Source organism: Streptomyces sp. NPDC007264, assembly GCF_042869095.1.
Lineage (GTDB): Bacteria > Actinomycetota > Actinomycetes > Streptomycetales > Streptomycetaceae > Streptomyces.
In genome coordinates, this window is the sequence record NZ_JBIAFD010000002.1 from 62,263 (window position 1) to 77,504 (window position 15,242).

The 15,242-nt window shown below is 72.5% G+C and carries 13 protein-coding genes; 4 read left to right on the top strand and 9 right to left on the bottom strand.

Annotated elements, in window-relative coordinates; translation table 11 throughout:
* The first annotated feature begins 356 nt into the window (after nucleotides 1-356).
* Nucleotides 357-2,942, top strand: a complete 2,586-nt coding sequence (locus tag ACFYMU_RS02960) for an ATP-dependent Clp protease ATP-binding subunit (protein WP_388367054.1) — start codon at nucleotides 357-359, stop codon at nucleotides 2,940-2,942.
* 12 nt (nucleotides 2,943-2,954) lie between these two features.
* Here the strand turns inward: ACFYMU_RS02960 and ggt are convergent, their stop codons facing one another.
* A complete protein-coding gene (ggt, locus tag ACFYMU_RS02965) occupies nucleotides 2,955-4,751 on the bottom strand; it encodes a gamma-glutamyltransferase (protein WP_388367056.1) in 1,797 nt (598 codons plus the stop codon).
* Between the two features lie 104 nt (nucleotides 4,752-4,855).
* Here ggt and ACFYMU_RS02970 point away from each other — a divergent pair, with 104 nt between their 5' ends.
* On the top strand, nucleotides 4,856-5,611 hold the full coding sequence (locus tag ACFYMU_RS02970) for a hypothetical protein (RefSeq protein ID WP_388367058.1): 756 nt from the start codon (nucleotides 4,856-4,858) through the stop codon (nucleotides 5,609-5,611).
* Between the two features lie 205 nt (nucleotides 5,612-5,816).
* On the opposite strand, the gene ACFYMU_RS02975 is transcribed toward ACFYMU_RS02970, so the two are convergent.
* The 8 genes from ACFYMU_RS02975 to ACFYMU_RS03010 form a co-directional block, all read right to left on the bottom strand.
* On the bottom strand, nucleotides 5,817-6,707 hold the full coding sequence (locus tag ACFYMU_RS02975; RefSeq protein ID WP_388367060.1) for an amino acid ABC transporter permease: 891 nt from the start codon (nucleotides 6,705-6,707) through the stop codon (nucleotides 5,817-5,819).
* Nucleotides 6,704-7,348, bottom strand: a complete 645-nt coding sequence (locus ACFYMU_RS02980; protein WP_388367062.1) for an amino acid ABC transporter permease — start codon at nucleotides 7,346-7,348, stop codon at nucleotides 6,704-6,706. The genes ACFYMU_RS02975 and ACFYMU_RS02980 overlap by 4 nt, the downstream gene beginning before the upstream one ends.
* 11 nt (nucleotides 7,349-7,359) lie before the next feature.
* Nucleotides 7,360-8,268 (bottom strand): glutamate ABC transporter substrate-binding protein, encoded by a 909-nt coding sequence (locus tag ACFYMU_RS02985; RefSeq protein WP_388367064.1) that lies wholly within the window; start codon nucleotides 8,266-8,268, stop codon nucleotides 7,360-7,362.
* Nucleotides 8,269-8,285: 17 nt separating this feature from the next.
* Complete coding sequence (locus ACFYMU_RS02990; RefSeq protein ID WP_388367066.1) at nucleotides 8,286-9,029, bottom strand: amino acid ABC transporter ATP-binding protein; 744 nt, start codon at nucleotides 9,027-9,029, stop codon at nucleotides 8,286-8,288.
* A gap of 174 nt (nucleotides 9,030-9,203) precedes the next feature.
* On the bottom strand, nucleotides 9,204-9,644 hold the full coding sequence (locus tag ACFYMU_RS02995) for a DUF6278 family protein (RefSeq protein WP_388367068.1): 441 nt from the start codon (nucleotides 9,642-9,644) through the stop codon (nucleotides 9,204-9,206).
* A 60-nt stretch (nucleotides 9,645-9,704) separates the two neighbouring features.
* Nucleotides 9,705-10,484 carry an exodeoxyribonuclease III gene (locus tag ACFYMU_RS03000; protein WP_388367070.1) on the bottom strand — a complete coding sequence of 260 codons (780 nt, stop codon included), beginning with the start codon at nucleotides 10,482-10,484 and terminating at the stop codon, nucleotides 9,705-9,707.
* Nucleotides 10,485-10,647: 163 nt separating this feature from the next.
* Nucleotides 10,648-11,592 (bottom strand): NADP-dependent oxidoreductase, encoded by a 945-nt coding sequence (locus ACFYMU_RS03005; RefSeq protein WP_388367072.1) that lies wholly within the window; start codon nucleotides 11,590-11,592, stop codon nucleotides 10,648-10,650.
* 166 nt (nucleotides 11,593-11,758) lie between these two features.
* Nucleotides 11,759-12,226, bottom strand: a complete 468-nt coding sequence (locus ACFYMU_RS03010) for a cupin domain-containing protein (protein ID WP_388367074.1) — start codon at nucleotides 12,224-12,226, stop codon at nucleotides 11,759-11,761.
* Nucleotides 12,227-12,411: 185 nt separating this feature from the next.
* On the opposite strand from ACFYMU_RS03010, the gene ACFYMU_RS03015 reads away from it, so the two are divergent.
* Nucleotides 12,412-13,089: a MarR family winged helix-turn-helix transcriptional regulator gene (locus tag ACFYMU_RS03015; RefSeq protein WP_388367076.1), complete on the top strand. Its 678-nt coding sequence runs from the start codon at nucleotides 12,412-12,414 to the stop codon at nucleotides 13,087-13,089.
* A 109-nt stretch (nucleotides 13,090-13,198) separates the two neighbouring features.
* Nucleotides 13,199-15,241: an AAA family ATPase gene (locus ACFYMU_RS03020; RefSeq protein ID WP_388367965.1), complete on the top strand. Its 2,043-nt coding sequence runs from the start codon at nucleotides 13,199-13,201 to the stop codon at nucleotides 15,239-15,241.
* The last annotated feature ends 1 nt before the right edge of the window (nucleotide 15,242 follow it).

Genomic DNA, 15,242 nt, shown 5'->3' on the forward strand with positions numbered 1-15,242 from the left:
TGGGCGCGGCCCGCGCCCGGCACCCTCCTGGGCGCGGCCCACGCCCGGCACCCGGAGCCCGGCGTACGTCCGGGGACAGCCCGAGCACGCGCGGGGGACGGCCCGAGCACGCGCGCCGGCGCCGCGAGCGTGAACAACGCCGGGCGGCCCGGCCGGCCCTCCTGAAGGTGCCCGTCGGGAGCGATCGTGCCATCGTGATACGTGCAGCGCCGGGAGCGCCCCGAAGGAGGTGTGACCGGGCCCGCGCCGGGCACCCGGCACCGGCACGTCGACCCAGCGAGCGTGTCCCGGGCCTCCCCCGAGCTCTCAGCTTCGCTCGATCAGGGACCCCCATCGGGACGCCGGAACGGATGGCCATGACCAGCGGGTTCACGGGTCCGCAGGGCTACGGCTCGGACCCCTTCGCAGAGTTCTTCGCACGCATCTTCGGCGGACAGCGTCGCGGTCCCCGGCAGATCGACCTCGGACGGCTGATGAGCGAGCCGGCGCGGCAATTGGTCGCCGGTGCCGCGCGGTACGCCGTGGAGCACGGCAGCCGCGACCTGGACACCCAGCACCTGCTGCGCGCCGCGGTCGCCGCCGAGCCGACCAGAAGCCTGCTGAGCCGCGCCGGCGCGGACCCCGACTCGCTGGCGACGGAGATCGACGAGCGCTCCGGACCGGCCCAGCAGGGAGCCGCAGCCGGGCAGCCGCCGACCTCGCTCTCCCTGACGCCCGCCGTCAAGCGCGCCCTGCTGGACGCCCACGAGCTGGCCCGGGCGAGCGGCACCGGCTACATCGGCCCCGAGCACGTGCTCAGCGCCCTCGCCGCGAACCCCGACTCTGCCGCCGGGCACATCCTCCACTCCTCCCGCTTCACCCGCGCCTCCCTGCCCTCGGAGCCCGGGGACACGACGCAGACACGCCCGGAACGGCATCGCCCCACCTCCACCCCCACCCTGGACAAGTACGGCCGGGACCTGACCGACATGGCGCGCCAGGGCCGTATCGACCCGGTGATCGGGCGGGACGAGGAGATCGAGCAGACCATCGAGGTGCTCTCCCGCCGCGGCAAGAACAATCCGGTCCTCATCGGCGACGCGGGCGTCGGCAAGACCGCCATCGTCGAGGGGCTCGCCCAGCGCATCGCCGACGGCGACGTGCCCGACGTGCTCCTCGGCCGCAGGGTGTTCGCCCTGGACATGGCCGGCGTGGTGGCCGGCACCCGCTACCGCGGCGACTTCGAGGAGCGGCTCACCACGATCGTGAGCGAGATCCGGTCGCACTCGGACGAACTCATCGTCTTCATCGACGAACTGCACACCGTCGTGGGCGCCGGCGGCAGCGGCGCGGAGGGCGGGTCCATGGACGCGGGGAACATCCTCAAGCCCGCCCTGGCCCGCGGCGAGCTGCACGTCGTGGGCGCCACCACACTGGAGGAGTACCGCCGGATCGAGAAGGACGCGGCCCTGGCCCGCCGCTTCCAGCCGATCCTGGTGCCCGAGCCGTCCGTCGCGGACGCGGTGGAGATCCTGCGCGGGCTGCGCGACCGCTACGAGGCCCACCACCAGGTGCGCTACAGCGACGAGGCGCTGATGGCCGCCGTGGAACTCTCCGACCGCTATCTCACCGACCGCCATCTGCCCGACAAGGCGATCGATCTGATCGACCAGGCCGGCGCCCGGGTGCGGCTGCGCGCCCGGACGAAGGGCACGGACGTGCGGGCGCTGGAGCGCGAGATGGAGCGGCTGACCCGGGACAAGGACCAGGCGGTGGCCGACGAGCAGTACGAGCAGGCCACCCAGCTGCGCGACCGCATCACCGATCTGAAACAGCGGATCGAGCAGGCCAGCGGCGAGACGGAGGCCGACGAGGGGCAGAACCTGGAGGTCACCGCCGAGGCCGTCGCCGAGGTCATCTCCCGGCTCACCGGCATCCCGGTCAGCCGGCTCACCGAGGAGGAGAAGGAACGGCTGCTCGGCCTCGAGGAACATCTGCATCAGCGGGTCGTCGGGCAGGAGGAGGCGGTGAGCGCGGTCGCCGACGCGGTGCTGCGCTCGCGTGCCGGGCTGTCCAGTCCCGACCGGCCGATCGGCAGCTTCCTCTTCCTCGGCCCGACCGGCGTCGGCAAGACGGAGCTGGCGCGTGCGCTCGCGGAGGCGCTGTTCGGCAGCGAGGAGCGCATGGTCCGGCTCGACATGAGCGAGTACCAGGAGCGGCACACCGTCAGCCGGCTCGTGGGCGCCCCGCCCGGGTACGTCGGTCACGAGGAGGCGGGCCAGCTCACCGAGGCCGTGCGGCGCCACCCGTACTCGCTGCTGCTGCTCGACGAGGTGGAGAAGGCGCACCCGGACGTCTTCAACATCCTGCTCCAGGTGCTCGACGACGGCCGGCTCACCGACGCCCAGGGCCGCACCGTCGACTTCGCCAACACCGTCGTGGTGATGACCAGCAACCTCGGCTCCGAGGCCATCACCCGGCGCGGTGCCGGCATCGGGTTCGGGGCCGGCGGCACCGAGGCGGACGAGGAGGCGCGGCGCGAGCAGATCCTGCGTCCGCTGCGCCAGCACTTCCGGCCCGAGTTCCTCAACCGCATCGATGAGATCGTCGTCTTCCGGCAGCTGACGTCGGACCAGCTGCGGCGCATCACCGACCTGCTGCTGGACAAGACCCGGCGCCGGCTGCAGGCCCAGGAGGTCTCGGTCACGTTCACCGAGCAGGCCGTCGACTGGCTGGCGCAGCACGGCTACCAGCCGGAGTACGGCGCCCGGCCGCTGCGCCGCACCATCCAGCGGGAGGTCGACAACCGGCTCTCCCGGCTGCTGCTCGACGGCCGGATCGGGCGCGGCGGCCGGGCCGTGGTGGACGCCGAGGGCGGCGAACTCGTCGTCCGCGCCGAGCCGCCCGCGCCGGCGGAGCCGGGTGGCGGGACGGCCGGGGACGAGGCCGCCCGCCCCGAGTGAGCGGCCCGGCCGCTACGGCGCCGGCCGCACCACCATCGCGGAGCCGCCGCCGCGGCGCACCGTCTCGGCGGCGGCCAGCCACTTGCCGCCGGGCAGCCGCTGCACGCCGGTGGCCGCGCCGATCTCCGGGTTCGTCTTGAAGGAGTGCCCGATCGCCTCCAGCCGAGCGCGCAGGACGCTGTCGTACAGGCCCGGTTCGAGCTCCGTCTGCGCCGCGTTGCGCTGGCTGGCGCGCGGCGCGGCGATCGCGTCGACGAGCGGCAGCCGCCGGTCGAGGAACTCGGTCAGCGTCTGCAGCACGGTCGTGATGATGGTGGCGCCGCCGGGCGAGCCGAGGGCGACGACGGGCCTGCCCTGCCGGTCGAGCACGATCGTCGGGGAGATGGAGGAGCGCGGGCGCTTGCCCGGGCCGGGCAGGTTCGGGTCGTGCACGGCCGGGTTGGCGGGCGCGAAGGAGAAGTCGGTCAGCTCGTTGTTGAGGAGGAAACCACGACCGGGGACGGTGATGCCGCTGCCGCCGGTCTGCTCGATGGTGAGCGTGTAGGAGACCACGTTGCCCCACCGGTCGGCCACGGTGAGGTGGGTGGTGTTCTCGCCCTCGTACGTCGTCGGGGCCGCCGTGCCCCCGCCCGCGCACGCCGCCGGGTGGCGCGGGTCGCCGGGCGCCAGGGGGCTGGTGAGCACCGCGTCGTCCTTGATCAGACAGGCACGGGAGTCGGCGTAGGGCTGCGACAGCAGCTCCTTCGTCGGCACGTCCTCGAAGGCGGGGTCGCCGACCCAGCGCCCGCGGTCCGCGAACGCGATGCGGCTCGCCTCGATGAAGTGGTGCAGGTACTGCGTCTCGCTCGCCTTGGAGAGATCCGTCTTCTCCATGATGTTGAGCGCCTCACCGACGGTGGTGCCACCGGAGGACGAGGGCGCGATCGAGTACACGTCGAGACCGCGGTAGGAGGTCTTGGTGGGCGCCTGGAGCTTCGCCCGGTACGCGGCGAGGTCCCGCGCCGTCAGCTTGCCCGGGCGGGCGGTCCAGCCCGAAGCCGCGTCCACGGGCGGCTTGTCGACGGTGGCGACGATGTCCTTGCCGAGGTCGCCGTGGTAGAGGGCGTCGACGCCCTTGCTGCCCAGCTCCCGGTAGGTGCGGGCGAGGTCGGGGTTCTTGAAGGTGGAGCCGACGGCGGGGAGCGCGCCGCCCGGCAGGAACAACCGTGCCGTGGCGGGGAAGTAGCGGAAGCGGGTCTCGTTCGCCGCGGTCTGCGAACGGAAGGTGCCGTCGACGGTGAAGCCGTCGCGCGCTATCCGCTCGGCCGGTTTCAGGACCGTGCCGAGCCGCTCGGTGCCCCAGGTGTCCAGCGCCTTCTGCCAGGTGGCGGGCGTGCCCGGGGTACCGACGCCCAGTCCGCTGCTGACGGCGTCGGCGAAGGCGAGCGGCTTGCCGTTCTCCACGAAGAGCTGCGTGTCCGCGGTCAGCGGGGCCGTCTCGCGGCCGTCGATCGTGTGCACGGTGCGCGACTTGGCGTCGTAGTAGACGAAGTAACCGCCTCCGCCGATGCCCGCCGAGTAGGGCTCGGTGACGCCGAGCGCGGCGGCCGTGGCGACGGCCGCGTCCACCGCGTTGCCGCCCTTTCTGAGGACCTCGATGCCGGCGGCCGACGCGTCCGCGTCGACGCTCGCCACGGCGCCGCCGTACCCCACGGCGACGGGCACCTTCTCGGGTGCGGAGGCGGCCCGGGGCGGCGCCGCCGCTCCCACCGACACCACGGCGGCCGACACCGCAAGCACCGCCAGATTCCGCGTGACAGGGCGACGCATTCGTACCTCCAGTCAACGACAGTCCGCGCAGCGTAACCGCAGGGGCTTGATCCCGTCAGTCCCATCGAACATCGTTCCGCAGCGGCCCGCTACCATGCGCCCCCATGAACGACGACGTGCGCAACCTCGTCCTCGGGCTGATCGCCGCCGGTATCAGCGCCGCGCTCGGCTGGCTCGCCCGTACGTATCTGTGGAAGCGGAAACTCCGCCGCCAGCAGGCGTTCTTCGGCCTGCCCGACAACGCCGAGTCGCTGCTGGTGGTCAACCGCGAGACGGCCGGCGTGGAGCTGGCGGTCCACCGCCACGACGTGTTCGCCCTGCTGGAGTTGTCCGCCCTCATCAAGGACTGCGGCGCGAAGGCCCAGGTCGTGCCGCACGACGGGGCCCAGCAGGGTTTCGGCGAGCGCACGGAGTTCTGCCTGGGCGGCCCCTCCTCCAACCGCCGCATGGCAGCCCATCTGCAGTCCCTGCTGCCCGGCGTCCAGGTCAACACCGACAGCGAACCCGGCCCGGACCGCGCCGCGTTCCAGATCGGTGGCGAGCGCTACCTGCTGGCGCCCGGAACGGCCGAGTACGTGCTCCTCGCCCGGCTCACCGCGGACCAGGGGCGCGGTGCGCGGCCGGTCTTCCTCTTCTGCGGCCAGCGCGCGATCACCAACCAGGCGGCGACCCGCTACCTCGCCCGCCACCACGAGCGTCTGCACCGCAAGTACGGCTCGGGCTCCTTCGTCCTGCTGCTGAAGGTCGTCAACTCGCAGGCGTACGGCCCGGACGTGGTCGAGCTGGTGGGGGACGTGACCCGGGCCGCGCAGGCCCCCGCCCCGGCGCCGGCCGCCCGCACCTCCCACCGCGCGTCGTAGGGCTGTTCGACAACCGTCGCGTCCACGCGACTCCGGTCGTCGGCGCGGTCGACCCGCTCGCCGTCGAGCACAACCCGTCCGGCGCGCAGCTGACCTCCTCCTCAGCGGCGGGCGACCCGTACTGCGTGTCCGTTCCGCTGCGCGAGCAGTGATCTCCGGCTGCGGCCGGCCGGGCCTGGCCCTGTGAGCCGCCGCTCTCGTCCCCCTACGGTCTTGGGCCCGTGGGGGGAGCCTCGCCCGGCAGCAGTGTCCCCGGCTCCGCCGCCGCGACGTCCACGGCCCCGGTCTTGGGACTGCGCCGCTCCCACCGGGACACCCACCGGGCGAACCAGGAGAGCAGCATGCACATCCCGATGTAGATCGGCGAGATCACCATCACCACGGGGATGAACGGCAAATCGTAGTCGAGGTTCGACGCGATGAGCTTCCCCGCATGGAGGAACTCCTCGTACGTGATCAGATAGCCGAGCGAGGTGTCCTTCAGAGCGACCACCAACTGGCTGATGATGGCGGGCAGCATCGCCCGGACGGCCTGGGGCACGAGGACGTACGACATGACCTGGGTCTTGCGCATGCCGAGCGCGTACGCGGCCTCCCGCTGGCCGCGGTCCACGGAGTCGACGCCGGAGCGGAAGACCTCCGCGAGCACCGAGCCGTTGTAGAGGGTGAGCCCGGCGACCAGCGCGGGCAGGGGCTGTACCTTGAGCGCCACGAAGATGAAGAAGATCATCACCAGCAGCGGCATGGCGCGGAAGAACTCGACGACGAGCGTCGACAGCCACCGCAGCGGGGCATGGTCGGAGAGCCGTCCGGCGGCGAGGATCCCGCCGAGCGCCAGCGCCAGCACCGCGGCCGTCGCGAACGCCTTGAGCGTGTTGCCGAGGCCCCGCAGCAGCAGCTCCTGGATGCCCCGGTACTCGAAGGGCATCCACTTCGTGTACGTGAACTGGCCGGTGACGAACAGCAGGTACCCGGCCCAGGCCGCCACCCCGGCGAGGACGGCGGTGGCCAGGACGCCGTAGACGCGGTGCCGTCGCCGGGCGCGGGGGCCCGGGATGTCGTACAGGGCCGTGGCCTCGGTGCCGGAGGCGGTCATCGGGCGACTCCCCAGTGACGTTCCATCAGGTTGAACACCGCGCTGATGGCGAGGGTGATGATCAGGTAGCCGACGGCGATCCAGACGAACGTCCAGATGATGTTGTAGCCCAGCTCGCTCAGGGTCCGGTACGTGCCGAGCAGTTCCGTGACGCTGAACGCCCCCGCGATCGCGGAGTTCTTCACCAGCGCGATCAGGATCGAACCGACCGGCGGGAGGACCGTGCGGAACGCCTGCGGCAGCACGACCAGCGTGAGGGTCTGCCCGAAGGTCATGCCGAGACTGCGGGCCGCCTCCCCCTGCCCCGCGGGGACGGTGTTGATGCCGGAGCGCAGCGCCTCGCAGATGAACGCCGAGGTGTAGCAGCCGAGCGCGAGCACCGCGAACACCTGGAAGGGCAGTACGAGGCCGAAGCGCGGCAGTCCGAGCAGCACCGCGAAGAACAGCAGGGTGAGGGGGGTGTTGCGCAGGACCGTCACCCACGCGGTGCCGAACGCCCGGAGGGACCGGACGGGGGCGACCCGGAAGGAGGCCGTCACGAAGCCGAGCGCGAGTGCCAGCAGGGACGAGTAGACGGTGAGTTCGAGGGTGCCGAGGAATCCCTCGGCGAAGGTGGGGAAGTTGTCCGTCAGCACGTTCACGGGTGCCTCGCTCAGCTCGCCGGATAGCGGTCGATCGGGGGCGGGGCGGGCGCGGGCACGCCGGAGAGACCGAGCGTCGCCTCGTACGCCTTCGTCCAGTCCCCGTTCTTCTGACGGGCCCGCAGTGCGTCGTCCAGGGCGAAGCGGAGTGCGGTGTCGCCGCGCGGGACGCCGATGCCGTACGGCTCCTTGGAGAAGGGCTTGCCGACGACCTCGAGTTCGTCGGGGACCTTCGCCGCGTAGCCGATGAGGATGGCGTCGTCGGTGGTGACGGCGTCGACCTGGTAGGTGAGCAGGTTGTCGACACAGACGGAGTACGTGTCGTACGCGACGAGGACCGCCTCGGGGTGCTCCTTCCGGATGCGCTGGTAGGGCGTCGAACCGGCGGCCGAGCAGACGCGCTTGCCGCCGAGGTCCCCCGGGCCGTCGATGCCGTGTGCGTCCCGGCGCACCAGGAGGGACTGCCCGGCCATGTAGTACGGGCCGGCGAAGCCGACCAGCTTCCTGCGCAGGGCGTTCATGGTGTAGGTGCCGACGTAGTAGTCGACCTGGCCGTTCTGCAGGGCGGTTTCCCGGTTGGCCGAGGCGATCGTCTTGAAGCGGACGGTCCGCGGGGCGAAGCCGAGCGAGGCCGACATCATCTTCGCGATCTCGATGTCGAATCCCGCGTATCTGCCGGTCGCGGGGTCCCGCTCACCGAGGTAGGGCTGGTCCTCCTTCGCGCCGACGACCAGGTGGCCGCGTCTTCTCGCCCGCTGCCAGGTGGGCGAGTCCGGCAGCCGCACGTCCCGCGCCACCCGGTAGGCGGGGAGCTTGTCGGCGGCCGGTCCCTTCGTGGGCGGGCTCCCCTCCTTGCCGCAGGCGGCGGGGAGAAGCGTGAGCGTCGCCAGGGCGAGGCACACGCGTGCCGTACGGGTCATGGATCGCACTCCCCCGGTCAGTGCTCGAGGATCTTGGAGAGGAAGTCCCTGGCGCGGTCGCTGCGCGGGTTGGTGAAGAACTCCTCGGGGGTGCGGTCCTCGACGATGCGGCCGTCGGCCATGAAGACGACCCGGTCGGCCGAGGCACGCGCGAACCCCATCTCATGGGTGACCACGACCATCGTCATGCCGTCCCGGGCGAGTTGCCGCATGACCTCCAGAACCTCGTTGATCATCTCGGGGTCGAGGGCGGAGGTGGGCTCGTCGAAGAGCAGCACCTTGGGATCCATGGCGAGGGCGCGGGCGATGGCGACCCGCTGCTGCTGGCCCCCGGAGAGCTGCGCCGGGTACTTCGGGGCCTGGGAGGCGAGGCCGACGCGGTCGAGCAGCGCGAGGGCGCGCCGCTCGGCGTCCTCCCTCCCGCGGCGGCGGACCTTGACCGGGGCGAGCGCGACGTTCTCCAGGACCGTCTTGTGCGCGAAGAGGTTGAAGGACTGGAAGACCATGCCGACGTCGGCACGCAGGCGGGCGAGCGCCCTGCCCTCCTCGGGGAGCGGCTGCCCGTCGAGCCTGATGGTGCCGGACTGGACGGTCTCCAGCCGGTTGATCGTTCTGCACAGCGTGGACTTGCCCGATCCCGACGGGCCGATGACCACGATCACCTCCCCCCTGCCGACCGTGAGATCGATGTCCCGGAGAACGTGCAGGTCGTGGTACCACTTGTTCACGCCGTCCAGTTCGATCAGCGGATCGACCGCCATGCCCAGCCCGCCCTAGTCGCTCTCAGCCGTGTCGCAGGTGCCGCAAACTATCCAGACGGGCACGGCCGTGATGCGCGACACGCACGGTCCGGCATTAGCCGTATTTACGGCGCGCGGACGCCTGGGGCGGGCCCCTGCCGGGGGCGGGACGGGCGGGTGTGGGGGCGGGCCGGATCAGTTCTCCGCGACCTCGGCGTACACCTGCGAGAGTTCGGGGGCGCCGGTGGCCGCCCAGGTGTGGCCGTCCACGACCACGTCGATCTCACGGCCTGAGGGCAGCCGCACCACGGGGTGGCCGCTCGGCCAGATCTCCCAGGCGGCGCCCGGGACGGTGCGCACGATCACCGTGCCCAGGTAAAGACCCGCGTCGTTCCCGAGCCAGGGCAGGATCTCCTCGTCGTCGCGCCAGCGCGGCAGGAGCTGGTCGAGCGCCTCCAGGGACGCCGCGGAGTCGTCGAGTTCCACGCCCGCCCGGCCGGCGTGGGAGCGCAGCAGCTCGCACTCGGAGAGGAGTTCGGTGACGCCGCTCGTGTCGTCGTCGCCCTCGGAGAACACCGCGACGCCGAAGGCGGGGCCGTGCTTCTTGCGCCACTTGCCCAGGAAGGGGAGGTCCATGCGCCCAGCCTGACACCGTCCCGGCGGTCGGCACCACCGTGACACCGGGGTCGATGTGCCCTACACCTCCAGATCCACCACCACCGGCGCGTGGTCGGAGGCGCCCTTGCCCTTGCGCTCCTCGCGGTCCACGTACGCGTCCTCGACCGCCTTCGCGAACGGCTGGTTGCCGTAGACCAGGTCGATGCGCATGCCGCGGTTCTTGGGGAAGCACAGCTGGCGGTAGTCCCAGTACGTGTACGGGTGGTCGTACTTGAGGGGGCGGGGAACGACGTCCGTCAGGCCCGTCTCCCGCAGCGCGGTCAGGGCGGCCCGCTCGGCCGGGGTGACGTGGGTGAGTCCCTCGAAGACCGTCACGTCGTAGACGTCGTCGTCCGTCGGCGCCACGTTGTAGTCCCCCAGCACCGCGAACGGTCTGCTGCCCGCCGCGTCGCCGGCGACCGCCGCCCTGAGCGCCTCGAACCACTGGAGCTTGTACGCGTAGTGCGGGTGGTCCACCTCGCGGCCGTTCGGCACGTACACCGACCAGACGCGGACCGGGCCGCAGGTCGCGGAGACGGCGCGGGGCTCCTCGACGCCCTCGTAGCCGGGACCGCCGGGCAGGCCCTTGACCACGTCCTTGAGGCCGACCCGCGAGAGCACCGCGACGCCGTTCCACCGGCCGGTGGCGTGGACCGCCGCCTCGTACCCCAGGTCGCGCAGCTCGTCGTACGGGAACTGCTCCTCCGCGATCTTGGCTTCCTGGAGGCACAGCACATCCGTGCCGCTGCTCTCCAGCCAGGCCAGGAGCCTGGGGAGACGGGCGGTGATCGAGTTCACGTTCCAGGTCGCGATGCGCATGCCTCACAACCTACCGGGCGGGTACGACAACGCGGCCTCGCACGAGACGGGCGGCCCTCCGGCAACCCTCCGCCCGCCCGCCGCACCGCCCTCAGCTCGACGTTCGTCCTCGGCGGCCCGGTGTTCCTCGATCGGCATGCCGGGCGGCGGAGCGGCATCGGCATCAGCCGGCGGGCGGGACGACGACGACCTTGCCGTGCACCGCGCCCTCGGCGGCTCGTGCGTGCAGCGCCGGCAGCTCGGCCAGCGGCACCCGCTCGGCGACGTCGACGCGCAGCTCGCCGCGGTCGATCGACGCCACCAGTTGCGCCAGCTGCTCGGCGTCGCTGCGGACGAACAGGTCGATGCCCCGAACGCCGCGCTCTTCGTCGCTGGGGGCGGGCATCCACACCGTGGTGTTCACGACGACCCCGCCGGGGCGGACCAGGGTGACCAGCGCGGCCAGCTCGGCCGGGTCGACCGGTGCGAGGTTGAGTGCGATGTCGACCGGTTCGGTCACTGCCGCGGTCACACTGGTGGTGGTGTGGTCGATGACCTCGTCGGCGCCGGCGGACCTGACCGCCCCGCTGCTGCGGTGGCCGGCTGTGGCGATGACGTGGGCGCCGGCGTTCTTGGCCAACTGCACGGCGTAGCCGCCGACGGCGCCGCCGGCACCGTTGATCAGCACGCGTTGCCCTGCCCTCAGTTTGCCGTGGTCGAACAGCGCCTGGTACGCGGTCAGGCCCACCACCGGCAGCGCGGCGGCGTCGGCCAAGGGGACGCTCTCGGGCGCCGGGGCCAGGATCCCGGCCGGCGCGAGAACGTACTCCGCGGCGGCTCCGTCGCCGTCCATCGGCAGGAAGCCGACGACGTCGGCACCGACCTCGATGCCGGTCACGCCCTCACCGAGCGCGTCGACCGTGCCGGCGACGTCGATACCGGGGGTGTGGGGCAGCACCACCGGGATGGGGCCGCGCATGAAGCCACCGCGGATGTTGCCGTCCACGGAGTTGAACGACGTCCCGGCGACGCGGATCCGGACCTCGCCGACTCCGGGGACGGGCTGCTCCACGTCCTGGTAGCGCAGGACGTCGGGGTCGCCGTACTCGTGGAAACGCACTGCCTTCATCAGAGTCCCGCTTTCACTTCGAGTCAGTTGCTTCGAACTCGAAGCAACTACGAGGCACGCTACTACTGCTTCGAATTCGAAGCAATAATGCTCGGCCGGCCGCCCCGCACGGGCTCGTCCCGGGACCGTGTTCCCGGCTTCTTCCTGCGGCCGGGCCGTGGTGCCGTCACCGGGGAGGGCCGAGAACGACGTTGCCGGACAGCTCGGCGGCCTCGACCAGCAGCCGCGCCGGGATCTCGAAGCCCTCCGGGCGTGGCTCGCGCAGGTCACGGCCCGCGTGGCGGAATGCCTTCTCCAGCCCGCCGGGGGTCGCGATGAGCAGCAGGTCGGCCTTCCCGGAGGTGATGCGGTAGCTGTGCGGGATGCCCCGGGGCAGGAAGACGATGCCGCCCTCCCGCAACTCGTGCTCCTCGTCACCGGCCCACACCAGCGCCGAGCCGGACAGGAGCAGGAAGACTTCGTCCTCGTTGTTGTGCAGGTGGAACGGCGGCGCCTCGCCCTCACCGACGTCGAAGCGTCCGACGGTCAGCCGCCCACCGGTCGCCTCGGCGTCGAGCAGGACGCTGAAGACACTCCCGCCGATCCACTCGAGCTGCTGGTGATCCTCCCGCTGGGCGAGGTAGGGGATGGTCATGACCGGTCCTCGGGGTCCGTGGGCGGCGGCGCCGTCCTCCTGCCCGCGACCCTGCGCCACACCGCTGCCCGGTCTCCAGGTTCTCCGGTGCCCAGCCAGGCCCAACACTGCCCACACCGTGCGCCGGTGGCGGCTGGAACGGCGGCACACCACACTCTTCGAATTCGAAGCAGTAGGCTTCGGGCATGCCTGAGCCCGATGCGCCGCCGTCGCTCGACCCCGTGCAGCTCGGCGCCTATTTCGACCTCATCGAGGTGACCAGCCTGCTCCGGCACGCGGTCGAACGGCAGCTGCGCGAGGCCGGCGATCTCACCTACGTGCAGTTCCAGCTGCTGGCCAGGCTCGGTGACTCACCGACGGGCAGTCACCGCATGACCGACCTGGCCGACGGCGTCGTCTACAGCCGCAGCGGCCTGACCTACCAGGCTGGTTCGCTGGAGAAGGCGGGCCTGGTCGTGCGCGCCCCCTCTCCGGACGATGAGCGGAGCGTCACCGTCACCATCACCGATGCCGGGCGCGCGCTGCTCGCGCACGTGCTGCCCGGCCACATCGAGGTGGTCAGCAGCCTGCTGTTCGAGCCGCTCTCGCGTGACGACGTCGAGACCCTCGCCGGCCTGCTGGCGCCGGTGCGCGACCACATGCGCTCGACGCCGCCTCGCTCGGCCGCGCCTCGCCGACGCGGAGGCGGAGGCGGAGGCCGAGGCGGAGGCCGAGGCGGAGGCGGAGGCCGAGGCGGAGGCGGAGGCCGAGGCGGAGGCGGAGGCCGAGGCGGAGGCCGAGGCGGAGGCCGAGGCGGAGGCCGAGGCGGAGGCCGAGGCGGAGGCGGAGGCGGAGGCGGAGGCGGAGGCGGAGGCGGAGCATAAGGACTCGACCATCGGATCTCCGACGGCAAGGTGGGCCCGGGCGAGAGGAGCCGGAGTGGGTGCGAGGGGCCTGGCGGACCGGCTGGCCGAGGCACGGGCCGGTGCGCTGGTGGGCCGGGAGCCGGAGCGGGCGGTGCTCGACCGGATGCTGTCGGGCGCGGCGGACGCTCCGCTCGTGGCCTACCTCCACGGGCCCGGTGGCATCGGCAAGTCCTCCCTGGTGCGCTACGCCGCCCGACAGGCCGAGCTCACCGGCCGACGCGTGGTACGCGTGGACGCCCGGTTCCTCGACGCCGACCCGCGCCGTCTGGAGGAGGCCGCAGCCCCGGCGTGCGCCGAACCCGGCACGGTGCTGCTCATCGACACCTTCGAGCGGTGTCAGCCACTCGAGGCGTGGCTGCGCGAGACCTTCCTGCTGCGGCTCGCCGACCGTGCGATCGTGATCCTGGCCGGCAGGGTCGCCCCCGACGCCGAGTGGTCGCTCGACCCCGGCTGGGCGCAGGTGTTCACCGCACTGGCCGTGCGGCCGCTCGATCCCGCCCAGTCCGACGCCCTGCTCGCCGCCCGGGGTGTTCCCGCCGAGCAGCGCGGCGCCCTCGTCGCCTTCGCCGGAGGCAGCCCGCTCGCCCTCTCGCTGGCGGCCTCCGTGCCGGCCGCGGCACCCGGCGCGCCGTGGGAGCCCACCGGCGACGTCCTGACGACCCTGGTCGAGCGGCTCGTGGGAGACCTGCCCAGCGCCGTCCACCGACGCGCCCTCGAGGTCGTCGCGCAGGCCTACGTCACCCGTGAGCCCCTGCTGCGCGCGGTGCTGGGCGACGAGGACACCACGGCGGTGTTCTCCTGGTTGCGGCAGCTGCCCTACATCGAGGCCACCCCCGAAGGGCTGCACCCGCACGACGCGGTGCGGGCGACCCTCGAGGCCGACCTGCGCTGGCGGGACCCCGCGCGCTACGACCACGTACGCGTCCGCATCTCGCTCGCGGGTCTGCAGGCCGTACGCTCCGCTGTCGAGGACGACGTGCTCCTGCGGGTCGCCGAGTGGATGTTCCTCTTCCGCAACCAGGGCGGTCCGGACGATCTGTACGACTGGCGCACGCACCCCCACGTCGAGGACACCCCCCTCCGGCCCGAAGACGTACCCGGCGTGCTGCGCATGGCCGAGGAGGCCGAGGGCCCGGCATCGGCGGCCGCGGTCGCGCACTGGCTGCGCCGCCAGCCGGAGGCCTTCCGTGTCCACCGCTGCTCGGGCTCCTCCGCACCCGTTTCGTTCATGGCCATCCTGCGGCTGGACGCACCGCTGCCCGAGGACCGCGCCGAGGACCCGGTGATCGCTGCGGTCTGGGACCTCGTGGAGGCGTCCGCTCCCCTGGGGCCGGGCGAGCACCTGGGCATCCGCCGCTTCGCGGTGCAACCCGGCGGGCGCCAGCGGCCCTCACCTCTGATGGAGCTCATCGCCCGGCGCACCGTCGCCGAGGAGATGAGGACCCACGGACGCGCGGTGACCTTCGCCGTCTTCGAGGACGCCGACCGGTGGGGGCGCTACCTCGCCGAGGCCGGACTGCCGGAGCTCGCGGCCGTGGACGTCGGCGGGCGGCAGCAGCACGTCTTCGGCCGGGACTGGCGACGGCAAACAGTCGAACAGTGGGTGCAACACCGGGCTCGCACCGCGGTCACGCCCGTGGCGACGTGGCCGGCAACCGCCTCCGCGAGTGGCCCGGGCGACCGGCTGCCGCGCGCCGCGTTCGAGGAAGGTGTGCGCGAGGCGCTGCGTACCTGGCACACCCCACGCGAATTCGCGACCAGCGTCCTGCTGCGCTCGCACCTCGTGCCGCCGGGCTCTCCCGACCCGGCCGCCGACCTGCGCGGCGCCATCATCACCGCCCTCGACGCGATACAGACCGACCCCGCGGGCGTCAAGGCCCACGAAGCTCTCACCGCCACCTACATCGCGGCCTCCCGACCCCACAAGGCCGCCGCCCGACGACTCGGGGTGCCCTACGGCACCTATCGGCGCCACCTCGCCCTGGCCAGGGAACGCCTCACCGAACGACTTCTGCGACAACCGGCCATGACCTCCGTACCGACCCGGCCCGACACGTCCGGAGGTGCTGGAGCTGCACCGGCCGGCAGCCGCCCGACCTCACGCAGGTGAT